Consider the following 15,799-nt stretch of genomic DNA (forward strand, 5'->3'; position numbering starts at 1 on the left):
ACCGGCGTGAGAATTCCGCCGCTCAGGACAAACACGGTGCCTACGCCACCGAAGGCGAGACATTTCAACGCGCCGCGGCGCTACGGATCGGATGGAAGATCTGACGACATGGTGCCCTCGCGATTAGGTTCGGGAAGCAGACCGCCGGATCATCCAATGGGCCTCCCGAATGGGTTCGAGAGCTAATACTGCCGGGTCATTCGTTTTATTCCCGCCTGCCGGACATTTCGAATGAATTCGTGGCCTTGTCGTTGCCGGCTAGCCGACGGCGAGCGGGTTGCACGGCCGGGCAAACGGTTTTTTTGAAGGCGTGGGAATATCCGGCGACGAAACGGCGTCTCCTCATCGCATATCGCACAACACGCTTAGGAGCATGCAATGAAGAAATATGCCATGGTCGCCATTTCTCTGGCCGTTATCGCGTCGCCGGGCGCATTTGCCCAGAGCAAAACCCGCGCGCAGGTCTATCAGGAACTGATCGAGGCGCAGCAGAACGGTCTGAACTACGTCACCGAAACCTCGTACCCAGACGTCAATCCGATGTTCGCGGCACAGGTTGACCGCATGAAGCAGGCGCATCTCGCCCAACAAAACGCAGCCACCAAAGGCACCAGCGGCGGCACCTCGGCAGCGGGCAATCAGTTCGCGGCATCCACCGGCCATGTGCAGCTGACCACCGCGCTGCTAGCCGGCGAAACGCCTGCCCACAGGCTCCTATGCGAGCAAGCTTCGGAAAGGCCCTTGTGAAAATTCACGAGCGCAGGTCGCAACACGCCTACGTCTGAGAGGGAGCGACAAGCCAGCTCAATAAAACATAACTAAGGTCATGAAAACAGCGGTTAAAAGCATAGGGCCGTGGGAATAAAACAGCGCGAGGCCACGTTATGCCTTCGTAGTGCGTCGGTTGCATGCGGCAACGCTGCATGACTGAACGCAATCGCACCGACGCACGCCACCAGCCCTTTCCACGGAGATGACAATGAGACACCTTAGATCCCTTTCCACGTTACTGATGACGATCGTGCTCGGCCTGGGGTCGCTGTCGGTCGCGGCGTGCTCGACGCCTGACGGCTCGATGCAGTCGACCAGCTCGAGTTCAGGCGGCGGCGGTTACTGAGTGCCGGCGTGAGCCCGGCACTGACCGCGTGAGCTTCGAAGCGGAGGTCGTTTCGAGGCTCCCGCAGCTGCGTCGTTATGCGCGCACGCTGACGGGAGACCCCGCATGGGCCGACGATCTCGTCCAGGACACGGCGGAGCGCGCGCTCGTCCGCAATAGTGCGTTTCGTGCGGGGACTAACCTGCGCGCGTGGCTGTTTACGATCTTACGCAATCTTTATATTGACCAGTTGCGCGCTCGGCGCGAGATCGCGGTTGACGACGAATGCGCGCCGTGGCGATTTCTCGAGGCGCCGCGCACGGAGGTGGACGGTCTTTTGCTGCGCGACGTGCAGCGCGCGCTTTACCAGTTGCCGCTCGAGCAGCGCGAGGTGTTGCTGCTCGTCGGGGTCGAGGAGATGACATACCAGGAGGCGTCGTCCGTGCTCGCAGTGCCGATGGGCACCATCATGTCGCGTCTGTCGCGCGCTCGCGAGCAGATGCGGATGCTGTTGAGCGGCGAGCGCGTCCCGAAGGTGGCTCCGCTCAAAGTCGTGAGAAACACGTCATGACGAGCGACTACGACAATCCTGGCGATCCGGTGACGATCGACCCGCAGACGCTCTCTGCGTTCGTCGACGGACAACTGATGGAATCGGAAGCGGCCGCTTTGCATGCCCGCATCGAACGCGATCCGCAGGCCAAGGCGCGCGTTGCGGCGTGGCGCGCGCAGGACGTTGCGCTTCGCGCGCTCTGCCGCGAGTTGGAAAAAAAGGCGCCGCCGCTCGTCGTGGTGAGCAAGCGGCGGTCGTGGCCTCGCGCGATGGCCGTCGCCGCGGGCTGGCTTGCGGTGGGTGTCGGCCTCGGCGCGGCGATCGGCGGCTTCGTGCCGCGATCGTTCGGGGTGCCGTCGCAAGCACCCGCATTTGCGCGGCTTGCAGACGTCGCCTACGCCGTCTATTCGCCTGAGGTGCGTCATCCGGTGGAAGTGGGCGCGGCCGACGAAGCGCAATTGACGAGCTGGCTCTCGAAGCGGCTTGGCCAGCCTCTTTCGGCGCCTTCCCTACAGGAATACGGCTACACGCTCGTAGGTGGACGACTGTTGCCGGGTGAGACGGGGCCCGCCGCGCAATTCATGTATGAGGATCAGGCGGGCGCGAGACTCACGCTCTACCTCGCTCACGTCACCAAGGCCGAGCCCTCGTTCCGGCTCTTGGAGGGCGGCGATCGACGCACGTTCTACTGGGTCAACGCCGATCTCGGCTATGCGCTCTCGGGCGCGACTTCGGAAGCGAAGCTGCATGCGATCGCGATCGCCGTCTGTGGCGCGCTCGGCGGGCGCCCCGAATCATGGCGGTAGTCTTCGCGCTCACGCCGCTCGTGCCGCTCATACCGCTCGTGCGATAGCAGCCGCACTCGAAGCCGCCACCTTCAGGCGTTCCCTCATCCGCCGCGACGCCTGGCACCTTGGAGCGCGGCGCGGCTGTCACGATCAAAACGACGGGCAAACGGTAGACTGGTGTGCCGAAGACGATACGTTCAAACGGCTGAATTGAGCGTGCCGCATCAACAGCCGCCGTACGCCAGCGCGGCGGCTATGTGAGCAGCAGGATACGGCGCAGAGCGGCGAACGGGCTACAGGCCTGCAACCCAACGAATCACCGAGGAGATGCGGCGATGATGCAGACGGACACGGCAACGCAGCTTGCCGACTACAACGCCTGGGCGGATCGAACGCTTTTCGAATCGATCGGGACGCTGCCGGTCGACGAGGTCTATCGTGCGAGAACGACGCTCTTCGGCTCGATGCTCGCAGAATAGCCTGATGTCGCGCTCAATGACGTTGTCGACGGGCGCGCGCCCGTCGGTCACACTAGGTCGCCTCCTTCACACCGGCAGCGAAAGCTCTATACCCGAGAACAATTTAATGCGTGCTTCGATTGCCGATACCGCGTACTTGATTGCTTGCTCTTGACGGTCTCGATCATTTCCAACCTGCCTCAGCAGGATGTTGAGGGCCGCAGGTCCATGCTCGCCGCCATCTAGTTCGATATGCCGGTTGAGGTAATGCTTAAAGTAGGTCATCTCAGTTTGTCCGTCCAGGGCGGCTTTCAGACGCTCGAACATTCCTGGAATGACATCTTCTCGTCCGAAAAAAAAGTACGCAGTTACCTCTTCCAGACTTCCTGTCAGCGCAACGCGCAAAGAAGTCAGAACGAAATCCTGGACGTGTTCAGGAACATTACACTCGCTCATAGCTTTGGTCGGCGAGACGCCCTGAAAAATTAGCCCGCAGAATGTCTCAAACTGTTTCGTGTCCGCACCTACTTCTTTCATTGCGCCGATATATAGCTCAAGATGACTGATCGGCGAGCAATCCGGGCCAATGTCACTTTCTTCAGCGAGACTTATCTCATTTATCAGGCGCGCACCTTCTCGATCCTTTGGAGGCATCCAGGGTAATGACACGCACGTCAGTTCACGTTGAAGTCGCTTGGCCAGCGACATGAAATCCCATACAGCAAAGACATGCGCTCTCATGAACGATCGCAGACTTTCGACGCTAGCGACTTTTCTGTAAATAGTGTGATCCAGTAAGCGCCGCCTCGCTTCTGCCAGATCTGAATGATCATTTATCTGCAAGCCGCCATTAATCTCTTGGTAAGACATATGCCCTCCGTCATGGTAGTGACAGAGATAGAAACGCAGGAAAGCCACAAAAAATTCCATCTATTTCACGATGATCGCCTGGAGTGTCCTTACCACTGTTTACAAAGAATCGAGGAATCGGCGTCGAGCGTTGTCAGATTCCAATAACACACTGATGGTTCCGCGTTGGTATGTTCAGACCGGAGAGTCCGCCTTCACGCTGGCCCAAGCCGTTAAGAAACGCCTTGCAACAAACCCAGCCTGGAGATGCTCAGCGATCATGTCAGCGGCGGCTGTTGCGTACCCCTGCCATTTGCGTCGGCGACACCAAATGATTTGATCGGGAATAAGACGCTCGTTGTCGCGGTTTGATAGGCACACGTCTAGCTGATTGAGGGACGACGAGCGCCGCAATTGGCTCGACGTGGCGGTCCCAACGGCGCTGCCAGGCAAAGGTGGTCAATCCCATGCGGGTTCCCCCGGTAGAGTATTCGATGGCGTGTATTTTAAGCACTACCGATCGATTGACGGTCGCCTTGCATATATTTCTTAATCGTTAGAGGAATTCGTCGTGCTCGCCCGGGACGATATGAAGTTCCGGGACTGGCAATCCGGACGGGAGTTGGGATGCGAGGGCGAACTTCTGAGCTTTCGAGAGGTGGGTGATATCGTATCGGTCGGTTGCAAACCGTGAATGCAGAAAGCTGACGAGGCCACAGTAAAAGAGGAACTGGTCAGCAAAAAAGGGATATCCTCAGCGTAGCAGCGTGGGGCGGCCTGACGACGTGAACGATGGACACCTTCAGTGCGGGAACCCGCCCTCGACGTATCGAACGGATTCCGAATCGACACGGTGTAGCGAGGTAGTCAAGAACGTGCGCATCGAGACGCGTGGAGAGTAGAGCATGTCACACGTTCCCTTTCCTCAATGGTTGCGGCCGGCGGGTGTGCGATCGATCCGGCTGATGACGGGACTGGTGGTGTTCGCCTACGTGGGCACGCACCTCTTGAATCACTCGCTGGGGAATGTCTCGCTCACATGGATGGAGCGTGATCTGCTTGTGCAGAAGTTCATCTGGCAGGGGTGGCTTGGGACGGCCGTGCTGTACAGCGCACTGGTGACGCATTTCTTCTTGGGTCTGTGGGCTCTGTACGAACGACGCTCGTTGCACTGGACTCCGGGTGAAATGGCGCAACTCGTTCTCGGTTTGTGCATACCGCCGCTGCTCGCCAACCATCTTGTGAATACGCGGGCCGCCTTTGCCGAGTTCGGCCTGAACAAGGGTTACGCGCAGTTGCTGTACTCGTTCTGGATCGATTCACCGTTCTTCGGCCGTGTGCAGCTGATGCTGTTGGTGGTCGCCTGGCTGCATGGGTGTTACGGCATCTGGTTCTGGTTGCGATTGAAACCTTGGTTCGGAGCGTGGCGGAGCGTGCTGCTGAGCGCAGCGGTCCTCCTCCCGGTGCTCGCGCTGCTTGGCTTCTTGCAGAGCGGCCGGGAAGTGATCGCGCTCGCGCGAGATCCTGTCTGGCGCGCCGCGGCGACCCGGCCGACGATTATCGGAACGGGATTACAAAATCATTGGCTCGCCGAGCTGCGCAACGACTTTTTGCTCTTCGATGGCGGTGCGCTGCTGCTCGTGCTCGCCGCGCGGCTGGTGCGCACGGTGCGGGAGCGCCGGGTCGGTCGGCTTTGCGTTTTGTATCCAGACGGGCGAAGGGTATTCGCGCCGCTCGGATTTTCGGTGCTCGAGGCTAGCCGCATGGCCGGTGTTCCCCATGCCAGCAGCTGCGGTGGGCGTGCCCGATGCACGTTGTGCCGGGTACGCGTGCTCAGCAATGTGCCGCTGCCCGCGCCTGCCGAGCCGGAGCGTCGCGTTCTGGAGCGGCTGGGAGCTGATTCGCAGACAGTGCGCCTCGCCTGCCAGTTGCGGCCGACTCATGACCTCTCCGTGTGGCCACTCGTGCCTCCGGGAGCATCAACGGCCTTCTTGCAACGGCGCCAGCGGGACCTGATGCCGCAAGAGCGATTCGCAGCGTTCATGTTCGTGGATATGCGGGATTCCACAAGGCTTGCGGCGGCACAATTACCGTTCGACAGCCTATTCGTGGTCAGTCGCTTCCTGAGTGCGGTCAGCTCCGCGGTAGTCCAGGCGGGCGGCCTGCCTAACCAGTTCCTGGGGGACGCAGTGCTCGCAATATTTGGCTTTAGCTGCGAGCCGTCCATCGCCTGTCGTCAGGCGCTCGGCGCGGTACCGCTGGTGGCAGCCAATATTGACGAACTCAACGCTGCGCTCGAGCAGCAGTTGCAAGCGAAAATTCGGTTTGGCATTGGATTGCATTGCGGCCGGGCGGTAATGGGGGAGATTGGTTTTCGCGAGCATTCCACATTCACTGCAATTGGTGACCCATTGAACGTGGCCTCGAGACTTGAGCAGTTGACAAAGGAGATGGCTTGCGAGGCGATCGTCTCAGAACAGGTCTTCCAGTATGCCGGCGTTTCAGCCGCTGGCCTGCCGCAGCTTGCCGCACGCCTGAGGGGCCGCGATGACCCAGTGCCCGTCCGGGTGCTGTCCAAGGCGGCACAGATGCCGCGGGCCTGATTACGCCCTCCGCGCCGCGCTCACGGACCGCGTAGTGTCGCTTAACGGCGCGTTGGCATGCTGCCGGCTGCGCGTGACAGTCCGGTGCCCTGCGTCGGGTGAGCAACGTCGACCCATACCGACCGAGGAGGCGGGACATGACGAACTCGCATAGCAGACGGCGCGGCGATGACGCACCCAAGCAGGTCGCGTTGGCTCTGCAGGGCGGCGGGATGCACGGCGCGTTCACATGGGGTGTTCTCGACCGGCTGCTTGAGGACGGTAAGCTCGCGATCGAAGGCGTCAGTGCGACCAGTGCCGGCGCGATGAACGGCACGATGCTCGCGTACGGGCTGCTGAAGGGCGGCGAGGACGGAGCGCGGCAGGCGCTGCACGACTTCTGGCATGCGGTCGCGGAATCGGCCGAGCGCTACAACCCGCTGCGCTGGATGCCGTGGTTGAAAGGAAAGCACAGCTTCGGGCTTGATCATTCACCGCTCTATGCGTTCGCCGACATGGTGCTGCGCAGCTTTTCGCCGTACCAGTTCAATCCGCACAATCTGAATCCGCTGCGCGAAGTGCTCGAAAGGCAGGTCGACTTCAGTGTGCTGCGCAAGCGGTGTCCGATCCTGCTTTACCTGTGCGCAACCAACGTCGAGACGGGGAAAATACGCATCTTCACGGGCGACGATATCTGTGTGGACGCCGTGCTGGCATCCGCATGCGTGCCGACGCTTTTCCAGGCGGTCACGATCGACGGTCAACACTATTGGGACGGCGGCTACATGGGCAACCCGGCCATCTATCCGCTGATCTACCACTGCAAGACGCGCGACGTCGTGATCGTCCACATCAACCCGCTCGTGCGCCGCGGCGTGCCGATCACGGCGGCCGAAATTCTCAATCGTATCAGCGAAATCAGCTTCAACTCGTCGCTGATGCGAGAGCTGCGCGCGATCGCGTTCGTGACCGATCTGATCCAACAAGACAAGGTCGATCGCGACGAAATGAAGGAAATGCTGATCCATTCGATTCGCTCCGACGAAGCGATGTGCGCGCTCAGCGTGTCCAGCAAGTACAACGCCGATTGGGATTTCCTGTGCGAGCTGCGCGATAACGGCCGGCGCGCAGCCGAGGCATGGCAGATGCAGCACTATCGGTACATCGGGCAACAGTCGAGTATCGACATTCGCAAGGAGTTTCTTTGAGTGTCGCAATCAAGGTGAGGGCGCCGGGAAGCCATGCGCTCGCGCCGGGTGGAAAGGAGCGGGGATGAGCCGGACGCAGGCACGTTTCGTTGCATTGTGGTCGCGCAGCGGTGGCGCGCGCGCCGAGGCGGTCTATATCGATTTGACGCAATGCTACCGAGAACCGGTGCGTCATTATCACACGTTGCGTCACGTGCGTCGCTGTCTACGCGATCTTGATCTAGCGCGCAGCGTGATTCCCGATCCCGATGTCGTGGAGCTTGCGCTGTGGTGCCACGACGTGATCTATGTCCCCGGCGCACGGGACAACGAGCAGCGCAGCGCAGACTGGTTCCGGCGCTGGGCCGACGACCGCATCCTGGTGCGCGACCGCATCTGCGACATCATTCTCGCGACCAAACATACATGCGTGCCGGACGGACTAGACGATCGCTTCGCGTGCGACATCGACCTCGCAGTGCTTGGCGTGCCGCGCAGCCGGTTTCGCGAGGATGGAGGACGCTTGAGAGCTGAACGCCCCGATCTCGACGATCGCGCGTACGACCTGCACGAACGGACGATTCTGGGTAGCCTGCTTGCGCGGCCACGCCTCTATTACACCGATTTCTTCCATGCGCGCTGCGAGAAACGTGCGCGCGATAATCTGACGTGGCGGCTCGGCTTGCCGATGCCGGAATAACGATCACACGAGCAGGCCAATGAATATCGCTGCTCCGGCGGCCTGCCCGCGTTGCCCGCCTCTCCAGGAAAACAGGCGGCGCAGCAGCCCAGTGCGCACTAGCGCTTTCTACTGGGCGGAAGGCGCATTCAAAAGCTTACTCAACGGCTTCAGTGGGCCTATTGGGAGGAGCGAGAATGTCATTAAGTGCGCTTTCCCCAAGGGAAGTGCCTCAAGCATTTCATGCGCTTGATTGACGTCCGTAACGTTCAGGATGAACGCCACCCCAGCCCGGTCTTGCAGTGAATACCACTGGTCAATCTTGCCCTCGAGGTAGAGCTGCGCCGTCTCGCGAACTTCGGTCGGAAGAATGTGTTGGACAAGTTGCATGTCCGTGCCCGGCGGAAAGGTGCCAATCGCCAATATCTTCGTGGTTGGCGTGGTTGGCATCGGAGTGGTATGCGCCATGGAGACTCCAGCAGAAGCGACCAGCACGGAGGCTGTTGTCAAATTAAGAAGAAGGCGTTTCATCATGTCCTGTTCTTGTCGCATTAGCCTGAAGGCTGACGCGAGGCCACACCGGATGCCGTATTCAGCGCTGCGGCTTCTGGTCCCGTCAGATAGCAATCGCGGAAGCGCTCATCGACGCGTTCCCACATCCGTTTCGAAAACAGCAGCGCTGCGTTGAGCGGGCGATGGTTGATGACCACGGAATCCGTCTCGCCCTGTTCGTTCAGATGCGCGACGACCACCGTTTCGATCGGCACGCCCTGGATCTGCGTCCGATAGGATTCCATGTACAAACCGTTGCCGATCTCGCCCTTGTAGCTGTGATGCTGGAATTCGTAGAGCGAGACCGCGTGTTGGATCACGGAGAGAATATCGGCTCGTCCCTCGATCGGACGCTTCAGGACGGTGGCTTCGAGCGTCGCGTTTTCGGCGAGCCTCGCCAGCCAGAGCGGCGGACCGCCTGCGGGCGCCAGCACGGGGGCTGTGTCGTTGAATTTCATGCTGGGCGCTCCAGTTACGGTTTGCTCGTCATGCCTGCGCTAGCGGCATCGAGCGCTGCTTCGAGCGTGATGCGCGCCTTTTCGAGGCGGCGTCGCGCGAGGCGTCCAACGCCCGCGCCGCGCTCAGACTCGCCCGCCAGCAGCGCATGAATATCGGGCAGCATCCAGATCGCGCCGCGCGTCCCCCAGGCGCCATCCGGAATCTCGGTCGGGAAGACCCAGACACACGGCGCGACGTCGTCGAACGGCCGGTTCTCCGCGCGCGCCACCGCTTCCGTGACGTTTCTGACGAGCGAGCGAAGCGATTCGTCGGTGTATTGCCCTTCGGGTGCAGACGGAATGATCCGGTAGCGTTTCGTGTTCGTGCGTTCGCCGCCGATATAGATCGCAGCAGGCCGATGAAGATGGAACACGGTGACACGCTGTGCGATCGGATTGGCGGGATCGTACCCTTCCGCCTCGATGAGGATGTCGGTCAGTTCCTTGACGAGGCGCGCCTCGGCCTCGGGCGTCAAGGCGTCTTCGGGCCACAGTGCATCGATCATTGGCATGGTGCTGCTCCTGTATTCAGGTCATTGGATGTGGCCATGATCGGGGTTTACTCGCGCGGCCGGAAGTGGCAGCATCGCCATTATTCAGGGAATTTCAGACACGCAATGGCCATCGTCCGCATCTGGGTCTATGACGGAATCCTCGCGTCCGGCGTCGCGGGCCCTGTTGACGTCTTCAGCGCGGCCAATCAGTTCCATGCGCGCAAGGCTGCACCGGGCACGAAATCCGCGCCCGTGTTTGCATGGCGCGTGGAATCTCTCGACGGGCAACCGGTCACGGCTGCGTCGGGCCAGACCATTCACGTCGACGGCAGGATCGACCCGCGCAAACGGGCGGACGCCGTTCTGCTGACGGCACCGTTTTTCTCGAACATCGACGAGTTCATCGGGCGCCGCGAGCAGTTGAACGCGCTGTCTTCCGCACTGCGGCGTCAACGCAAGGCAGGTGCCGTGCTGGCGGCTTATTGCACGGCCAACTACCTGCTCGCCGAGGCGGGCCTGCTGGATGGCCGCGCCGCAACGACGCACTGGGCGAGAGCCGCGGACTTCGCGCGCCGCTATCCGCGTGTCGAAGTTCGCGCACAGGAACTGCTGATCGCGCAAGACCGCATCATCTCGGGCGGTTCCGTGACGTCGTATCTGAATCTCGCGGTGCGGCTCGTCGAAACATTCGCCGGCGAAGAACTCGCCACGACGACCGCGAAGGCGCTGTTGATCGACATGAACCGGACTTCGCAGGCTTCCTTTGCAACGCTTCTCGACGAACATGGGCATACCGACACGCTCGTCGCGCGCGCCCAGAAGCAGATGGAGGCTACGTTGCAGCAGGGATTCCGGTTGAGCGATCTGGCGGCGTCGCTTGCTGTCAGCGAACGCACGCTCAATCGCCGTTTCAAGGAAGCCGTCGGGCTCGCACCGTTGACATATCTGCAGAATCTGCGCATCGAGGTCGCGAAAAGGTTGCTGGAAACGCGGCCAATTGGGCTCGAGGCGGTGAGTCAGCGGGTCGGTTATGGCGATATCAGCACATTTCGGCAATTGTTCAAGCGCAAGACCGGGTTGTCGCCGAGTGAATATCAAATGCGGTTCTCGCGTGCAGCGGCAGAGAATATAGAAGCCGTGTCAGGCCGCAACGGCGGCTGAGGCCTCGCGAGATCATCACGCCGCTGCCCTCGTCATTTCCCTCACTCTTTCCCCGCACTGTCCTTTTGTATCTCAACGTATCTACAACAGATAGGAATACGCACGCTTACACACAACCGACTTTCGGACACGAGCGGGATACGTTCATCTGCTCAAATACGCCCATCGCGAGCAACACACCGCACCGCAAAAAACTGGGCTTACCGAGGTAGTGCATTCGCAACACGAGTCGAACGGAACCGTTGAACTGGACCGCGCCGCGGATGAACCGCTGAGCAGCCAGATCGCGCGCAAATTGCCGCTGCGCATGGTCTGAAGTTTTTCGGTCGATGTTGCATATGCGAGATTGACCAACGCCTGGTACCCGCCCCCCTCGTCAAGGAGTGTGTCATGAATGTCGTCAAAGCCGCCGCCGTCCAGTTCAGCCCGGTGCTCTATAGCCGTGAAGCAACCGTCGCCAAGGTCGTGCAGAAGATCCACGAACTCGGCCAGAAAGGCGTGCAGTTCGCCACCTTCCCCGAAACGGTCGTGCCTTATTACCCTTACTTTGCGGCCGTCCAGACGGGCATCGAGCTTCTGTCGGGCACCGAACATCTGCGCCTGCTCGAACAGGCTGTGACTGTGCCGTCCGCTGCTACCGACGCGATCGGCGAAGCCGCGCGAAAGGCCGGCATGGTCGTGTCCATTGGCGTCAATGAGCGCGATGGCGGCACGCTGTACAACACACAATTGCTCTTCGATGCCGACGGTACGCTAATCCAGCGCCGCCGCAAGATCACGCCGACGCATTTCGAACGCATGATCTGGGGCCAGGGAGATGGCTCGGGCTTGCGTGCAGTCGACAGCGCAGTCGGCCGCATCGGCCAGCTCGCATGCTTCGAGCACAACAACCCGCTCGCCCGCTACGCGATGATTGCCGACGGCGAGCAGATCCATTCGGCGATGTATCCGGGTTCCGCCTTTGGCGAGGGCTTTGCCCAGCGCATGGAAATCAACATCCGCCAGCATGCGCTCGAATCCGGCGCGTTCGTCGTCAATGCAACGGCGTGGCTGGACGCAGACCAGCAGGCGCAAATCATGAAAGATACCGGTTGTGGAATCGGTCCGATCTCGGGCGGCTGCTTCACCACGATCGTCGCTCCTGACGGCATGCTGATGGCCGAGCCGCTTCGCTCGGGTGAAGGCGAAGTGATCGTCGATCTCGACTTCACGCAAATCGACCGCCGCAAGATACTAATGGACTCGGCCGGCCACTACAACCGCCCCGAATTGCTGAGTCTGATGATCGACCGTACGCCGGCCGCGCATGTTCACGAACGCGCTTCTCACCCGATGCTCGTCAACGACCAGGGCTCCGACGATCTGCGCACCCAGGCTGCATGACCCGCGAACTTCGGAATTGCCCCTCTATCGAAGGAGGATTTGCTTTGAAAGCAATGATCAGCACCGGCTGCGCGAGCATCGTCGTTGCGGCGCTGATGGCGGCCGCCTCGTTGATGACCCGCTCGTCGCGTTGATCGATGTATGCACGCGCACATTTTCATACATAAGTGTGTATATACATATATGAATATAGTGAAGTCTCTCCTTGAAAGGTATGTGATATGACAACGAAACCTGCCCATGACGGGCCCATTCTCGTAACGGGTGCCGGAGGCGCGATTGGTGGAATTGGCCGCAACGTGACAACGTCATTGCTCGCGAAGGGCTATAAAGTGCGGGCGCTGGTCCGCAAGGAAGACGATCGCGCGAACGAGTTGCGCCGCCTTGGCGCCGAAGTCGTGGTCGGCAATCTGACCGAGCTCGCCTCGATGCACCGCGCAATCGAAGGCTGTTCGCGCGTCTATTTCGGCATGTCCGTCTCTGCGGCCTATCTCGAAGCAACCGTCAATTTTGCTGCCGTGGCGCGTCATCATGGCGTCGAAGCCATCGTGAACATGTCGCAGATGACAGTCACGGAAATGAGCATCACGGAGACGACCGACAGCCCCCAGCATAAGCTGCACTGGCTTGCCGAGCAGGTATTGCAGTGGTCGGGGCTGCCCGTCGTCACGGTACGGCCCACCGCGTTTCTCGAGAGCTTCTTCCTGACGCTTGGCGCAGCCGGCGTTCGCGACAACGACGAACTCGCGCTGCCGCTCGGCAACAGCAAGACGTCGCCCATTTCAGCGGTTGACGTCGCGAATGCGGTATCGGTGATTCTCGAAGACCCGGCGCCGCATATTGGCAAGATCTATAACCTGACGGGCCTTGAGTCGACGGATCTCGATCATGCCGCTCGCGTGTTTTCGGAGGCGCTCGGCCGGCCAATCCGTTACCGAAATGTGCCTGTCGCGCCGTGGTCCGACAGACTGCGCGAGTTCGGTATTCCCGACCACGTCGTCAGGCATCTGGCCGTGATGGCCGACCTGCACGCTCAGGGACGATACGACCGCATGACGAACGATCTGTTCGAACTCACGGGCCGCAAACCCATGAGCATGTATGACTTCGTGAGACTGCACATCGCAGACTTCACGCGCAACGCAACACGCTGATCCAAGGCAGGAGATCGATCCCATGTCAAAAGACACGCCCCAATCCTCATCGCGCCGGCACTTTGTCGGTACGGCCGCCGCGGCGCTCGCGGCAGGCTCGCTGAGCCGGCTCGCCTTCGCGGAAACGAGCCCGGCAATCGGCAAGATCACCGAAGCCGCGAACGGCGACAAGACGGCGATCCGGCCGTTCCGCGTTCACGTTCCCGACTCGCAGCTCGTCGACATGCGGCGCCGCATCAAGGCCACGCGCTGGCCGGATCGCGAGACGGTGCCCGACGAATCACAGGGCATTCAGCTCGCCACCATTCAGGGACTCGCGCAATATTGGGCAACCGGCTACGACTGGCGCAAATGCGAAGCGCGGCTGAATTCGTATCCCCAGTTCATCACCGAGATCGACGGACTCGATATCCATTTCATCCACGTGCGGTCGAAGCACGAAAACGCGATGCCGTTGATGGTGACCCACGGCTGGCCCGGCTCGGTCATCGAACAGTTCAAGATCATCGACCCGCTCGCCAATCCGACTGTGTACGGCGCGCCGGCTTCGGATGCATTCCACCTCGTGATTCCGTCATTGCCCGGTTACGGCTTTTCGGCGAGACCTACCACAACGGGCTGGGGACCGGAGCGCACCGCGCGCGCGTGGGTCACATTGATGAAACGCCTCGGCTATGAGCGCTTTGCTTCGCAGGGCGGCGATCTCGGCGGGATTGTCACGAATATCATGGCCAAACAGGCGCCGCCCGAACTGATCGGCATTCATGTGAACTTCCCTGCCTCCGTTCCGGCGGAGATTCTGAAGTCGCTGGCCGCGGGCGACGCGATGCCTGCCGGCTTATCGGACGAGGAAAAGCACGCGTATGAGCAGTTGAGTGCCAACTTCAAAAAGAAGCGGGGCTACGCTTTCGAAATGGGCACGCGCCCGCAGACGCTGTACGGACTCGCCGACTCGCCCGTCGCGCTGGCTTCCTGGCTTCTCGACCATGGCGACGGTTACGGCCAGCCAGCCGCGGCGCTGAGCGCGGCCGTGCTCGGTCATCCCGTCAACGGTCATTCAGCAGGCGCGCTGACGCGAGACGACGTGCTCGACGACATCACGCTTTATTGGCTGACCAATACGGGCATTTCGGCAGCGCGCTTCTACTGGGAGTCGCACTCGAACTTCTTCCTCGCAGCCGACGTCAACGTGCCTGCCGCCGTCAGCGCGTTTCCGGGAGAAAACTATCAGGCGCCGAAGAGCTGGACCGAAAAGGCCTATCACAACCTGATTTACTTCAACAAACCTGAAACAGGCGGGCACTTTGCGGCATGGGAAGAACCGATGATCTTCGCGAATGAAGTGCGTGCAGGATTAAGGCCCCTGCGCGCCTAAAGTGCGAAGCGCTCCGACGCGCACGCGTCGGAGCGCTCCTCGATATCATCGCGCTAGTCGGGTCCATGCGATGTTGTTCGCATTGATCTGCCGTTTGGTTCGGCCCCGGGTCCGCTTGCGAAACACGGGTTTTCGACGAAACAGGTCGGACTGAGGCATTCATGAAGGCGGCCCGGGCGCTTGACTTGCTTCGGCCGTGCGGCCCCATCCGCCCGCCTTGTTCGACGAACACTGGCGCGCATGTCTGATATTCCTCGAAAGATGGCAATATTGCCACTCCTGCTCGTTTCGGCAGAGCCCGATAATTAGGCGACTTTATATTTCTGGAACCCAAACATGACTGGAAACGCCTATTTCTCGACAAACCTGCTGCTTGCCTATGCAGCGTATTTCGTTGGCACCGCAAGTCCAGGGCCGAGCAACCTTGCAATTATGTCCATAGCGGCCAGTCACGGCCGGAAAGCGGCGTTGATGTTCGCACTCGGTGTCATCTCGGGGTCAATGTTTTGGGCGACGGTGGCAACGCTAGGCGTGTCGGCTGCCCTGATCGCCTATTCGCAATTCATCATTGCAGTCAAGATTTTTGGTGGTCTATATCTCTTGTGGCTAGCCTTCAAATCCGGACGCAATGCGCTTGCGACAGCAGCTGAATCCGTACTGCAGGCGGAACGAACACCGACATTGACGAGCGTCTACTCCCGCGGAGTGATGCTCCATCTCACTAATCCAAAAGCTATCCTCGTGTGGGTTTCAATTGTTGCTCTATCGTCGAACAGCACGGGATCAGCCCATCGTGCTGTAATTGCAGGTTGTGCGGCCATCGGATGTCTGGTGTTCGGCGGTTATGCGGTATTGTTTTCAACGGACTCGGCTCGCAGGTTGTATGTGCGGACCCGTCGTGCCCTGGAAGGATGCCTGGCCGTAGTATTCGGGATTGCCGGCATCAGACTTCTGGCGTCCCGCGTCTAGCTAATTTCAGTACCTTCGCTTG

The 15,799-nt window shown here is 60.5% G+C and carries 17 protein-coding genes and 2 pseudogenes; 14 read left to right on the top strand and 5 right to left on the bottom strand.

Translation table 11 applies throughout. From position 1 onward, the window contains the following. Positions 1 to 378: 378 nt before the first annotated feature. The 5 genes and pseudogenes from J3489_RS38470 to J3489_RS10385 form a co-directional block, all read left to right on the top strand. Positions 379 to 630 (top strand): annotated as a pseudogene (locus tag J3489_RS38470) (DUF4148 domain-containing protein); the annotation flags it as partial. Between the two features lie 349 nt (positions 631 to 979). Continuing rightward, positions 980 to 1,117 carry a hypothetical protein gene (locus J3489_RS10370; RefSeq protein ID WP_206997640.1) on the top strand — a complete coding sequence of 46 codons (138 nt, stop codon included), beginning with the start codon at positions 980 to 982 and terminating at the stop codon, positions 1,115 to 1,117. A gap of 28 nt (positions 1,118 to 1,145) precedes the next feature. Continuing rightward, positions 1,146 to 1,667: a sigma-70 family RNA polymerase sigma factor gene (locus J3489_RS10375; RefSeq protein WP_206997641.1), complete on the top strand. Its 522-nt coding sequence runs from the start codon at positions 1,146 to 1,148 to the stop codon at positions 1,665 to 1,667. Next, complete coding sequence (locus tag J3489_RS10380; RefSeq protein WP_206997642.1) at positions 1,664 to 2,455, top strand: anti-sigma factor family protein; 792 nt, start codon at positions 1,664 to 1,666, stop codon at positions 2,453 to 2,455. The genes J3489_RS10375 and J3489_RS10380 overlap by 4 nt, the downstream gene beginning before the upstream one ends. Before the next feature lie 317 nt (positions 2,456 to 2,772). Continuing rightward, a complete protein-coding gene (locus tag J3489_RS10385) occupies positions 2,773 to 2,916 on the top strand; it encodes a DinB family protein (RefSeq protein ID WP_206997643.1) in 144 nt (47 codons plus the stop codon). A 66-nt stretch (positions 2,917 to 2,982) separates the two neighbouring features. Here J3489_RS10385 and J3489_RS10390 read toward each other — a convergent pair whose 3' ends face one another. After that, positions 2,983 to 3,825 carry a DUF3050 domain-containing protein gene (locus J3489_RS10390; RefSeq protein ID WP_206997644.1) on the bottom strand — a complete coding sequence of 281 codons (843 nt, stop codon included), beginning with the start codon at positions 3,823 to 3,825 and terminating at the stop codon, positions 2,983 to 2,985. 487 nt (positions 3,826 to 4,312) lie between these two features. Beyond that, a pseudogene (locus J3489_RS10395) lies at positions 4,313 to 4,414 on the bottom strand (metallophosphoesterase); the annotation flags it as partial. Positions 4,415 to 4,649: 235 nt separating this feature from the next. Here J3489_RS10395 and J3489_RS10400 point away from each other — a divergent pair. From J3489_RS10400 to J3489_RS10410, 3 genes are all read left to right on the top strand, one after another. Then, on the top strand, positions 4,650 to 6,347 hold the full coding sequence (locus tag J3489_RS10400; protein ID WP_242539925.1) for an adenylate/guanylate cyclase domain-containing protein: 1,698 nt from the start codon (positions 4,650 to 4,652) through the stop codon (positions 6,345 to 6,347). Positions 6,348 to 6,484: 137 nt separating this feature from the next. Then, on the top strand, positions 6,485 to 7,534 hold the full coding sequence (locus tag J3489_RS10405; RefSeq protein ID WP_206997645.1) for a patatin-like phospholipase family protein: 1,050 nt from the start codon (positions 6,485 to 6,487) through the stop codon (positions 7,532 to 7,534). A 64-nt stretch (positions 7,535 to 7,598) separates the two neighbouring features. Next, the gene (locus tag J3489_RS10410; RefSeq protein ID WP_206997646.1) at positions 7,599 to 8,213 is read left to right on the top strand and encodes an HD domain-containing protein; all 615 of its coding nucleotides are present in this window, start codon (positions 7,599 to 7,601) and stop codon (positions 8,211 to 8,213) included. A 108-nt stretch (positions 8,214 to 8,321) separates the two neighbouring features. Here J3489_RS10410 and J3489_RS10415 read toward each other — a convergent pair whose 3' ends face one another. Genes J3489_RS10415 through J3489_RS10425 form a run of 3 tightly spaced genes read right to left on the bottom strand, consistent with a single transcriptional unit; the run spans position 8,322 to position 9,753 of the window. Continuing rightward, positions 8,322 to 8,726 carry a hypothetical protein gene (locus J3489_RS10415; RefSeq protein ID WP_242539926.1) on the bottom strand — a complete coding sequence of 135 codons (405 nt, stop codon included), beginning with the start codon at positions 8,724 to 8,726 and terminating at the stop codon, positions 8,322 to 8,324. 17 nt (positions 8,727 to 8,743) lie between these two features. Continuing rightward, complete coding sequence (locus tag J3489_RS10420) at positions 8,744 to 9,202, bottom strand: hypothetical protein (protein ID WP_206997647.1); 459 nt, start codon at positions 9,200 to 9,202, stop codon at positions 8,744 to 8,746. 14 nt (positions 9,203 to 9,216) lie between these two features. Then, positions 9,217 to 9,753 (bottom strand): tautomerase family protein, encoded by a 537-nt coding sequence (locus J3489_RS10425; RefSeq protein WP_206997648.1) that lies wholly within the window; start codon positions 9,751 to 9,753, stop codon positions 9,217 to 9,219. Positions 9,754 to 9,858: 105 nt separating this feature from the next. Between J3489_RS10425 and J3489_RS10430 the strand changes: the two genes are divergently transcribed. The 6 genes from J3489_RS10430 to J3489_RS10455 all read left to right on the top strand — a co-directional run bounded on the left by J3489_RS10430 (position 9,859) and on the right by J3489_RS10455 (position 15,777). Continuing rightward, positions 9,859 to 10,896, top strand: a complete 1,038-nt coding sequence (locus J3489_RS10430; RefSeq protein ID WP_206997649.1) for a GlxA family transcriptional regulator — start codon at positions 9,859 to 9,861, stop codon at positions 10,894 to 10,896. A 390-nt stretch (positions 10,897 to 11,286) separates the two neighbouring features. After that, positions 11,287 to 12,279 (top strand): carbon-nitrogen hydrolase family protein, encoded by a 993-nt coding sequence (locus J3489_RS10435; RefSeq protein ID WP_206997650.1) that lies wholly within the window; start codon positions 11,287 to 11,289, stop codon positions 12,277 to 12,279. Beyond that, on the top strand, positions 12,276 to 12,413 hold the full coding sequence (locus J3489_RS10440; RefSeq protein WP_206997651.1) for a hypothetical protein: 138 nt from the start codon (positions 12,276 to 12,278) through the stop codon (positions 12,411 to 12,413). Before J3489_RS10435 ends, J3489_RS10440 begins: the two co-directional genes overlap by 4 nt. An 87-nt stretch (positions 12,414 to 12,500) precedes the next feature. After that, entirely contained in the window at positions 12,501 to 13,433 is a 933-nt protein-coding gene (locus J3489_RS10445; protein WP_206997652.1) for an NmrA family NAD(P)-binding protein, read from the top strand. A 22-nt stretch (positions 13,434 to 13,455) separates the two neighbouring features. After that, complete coding sequence (locus J3489_RS10450) at positions 13,456 to 14,808, top strand: epoxide hydrolase (RefSeq protein WP_206997653.1); 1,353 nt, start codon at positions 13,456 to 13,458, stop codon at positions 14,806 to 14,808. A 336-nt stretch (positions 14,809 to 15,144) separates the two neighbouring features. Then, positions 15,145 to 15,777: a LysE family translocator gene (locus J3489_RS10455; RefSeq protein WP_206997654.1), complete on the top strand. Its 633-nt coding sequence runs from the start codon at positions 15,145 to 15,147 to the stop codon at positions 15,775 to 15,777. Positions 15,778 to 15,799: the final 22 nt, after the last annotated feature.

It is taken from the genome of Trinickia mobilis, assembly GCF_017315705.1.
Classification (GTDB): domain Bacteria; phylum Pseudomonadota; class Gammaproteobacteria; order Burkholderiales; family Burkholderiaceae; genus Trinickia_A; species Trinickia_A mobilis.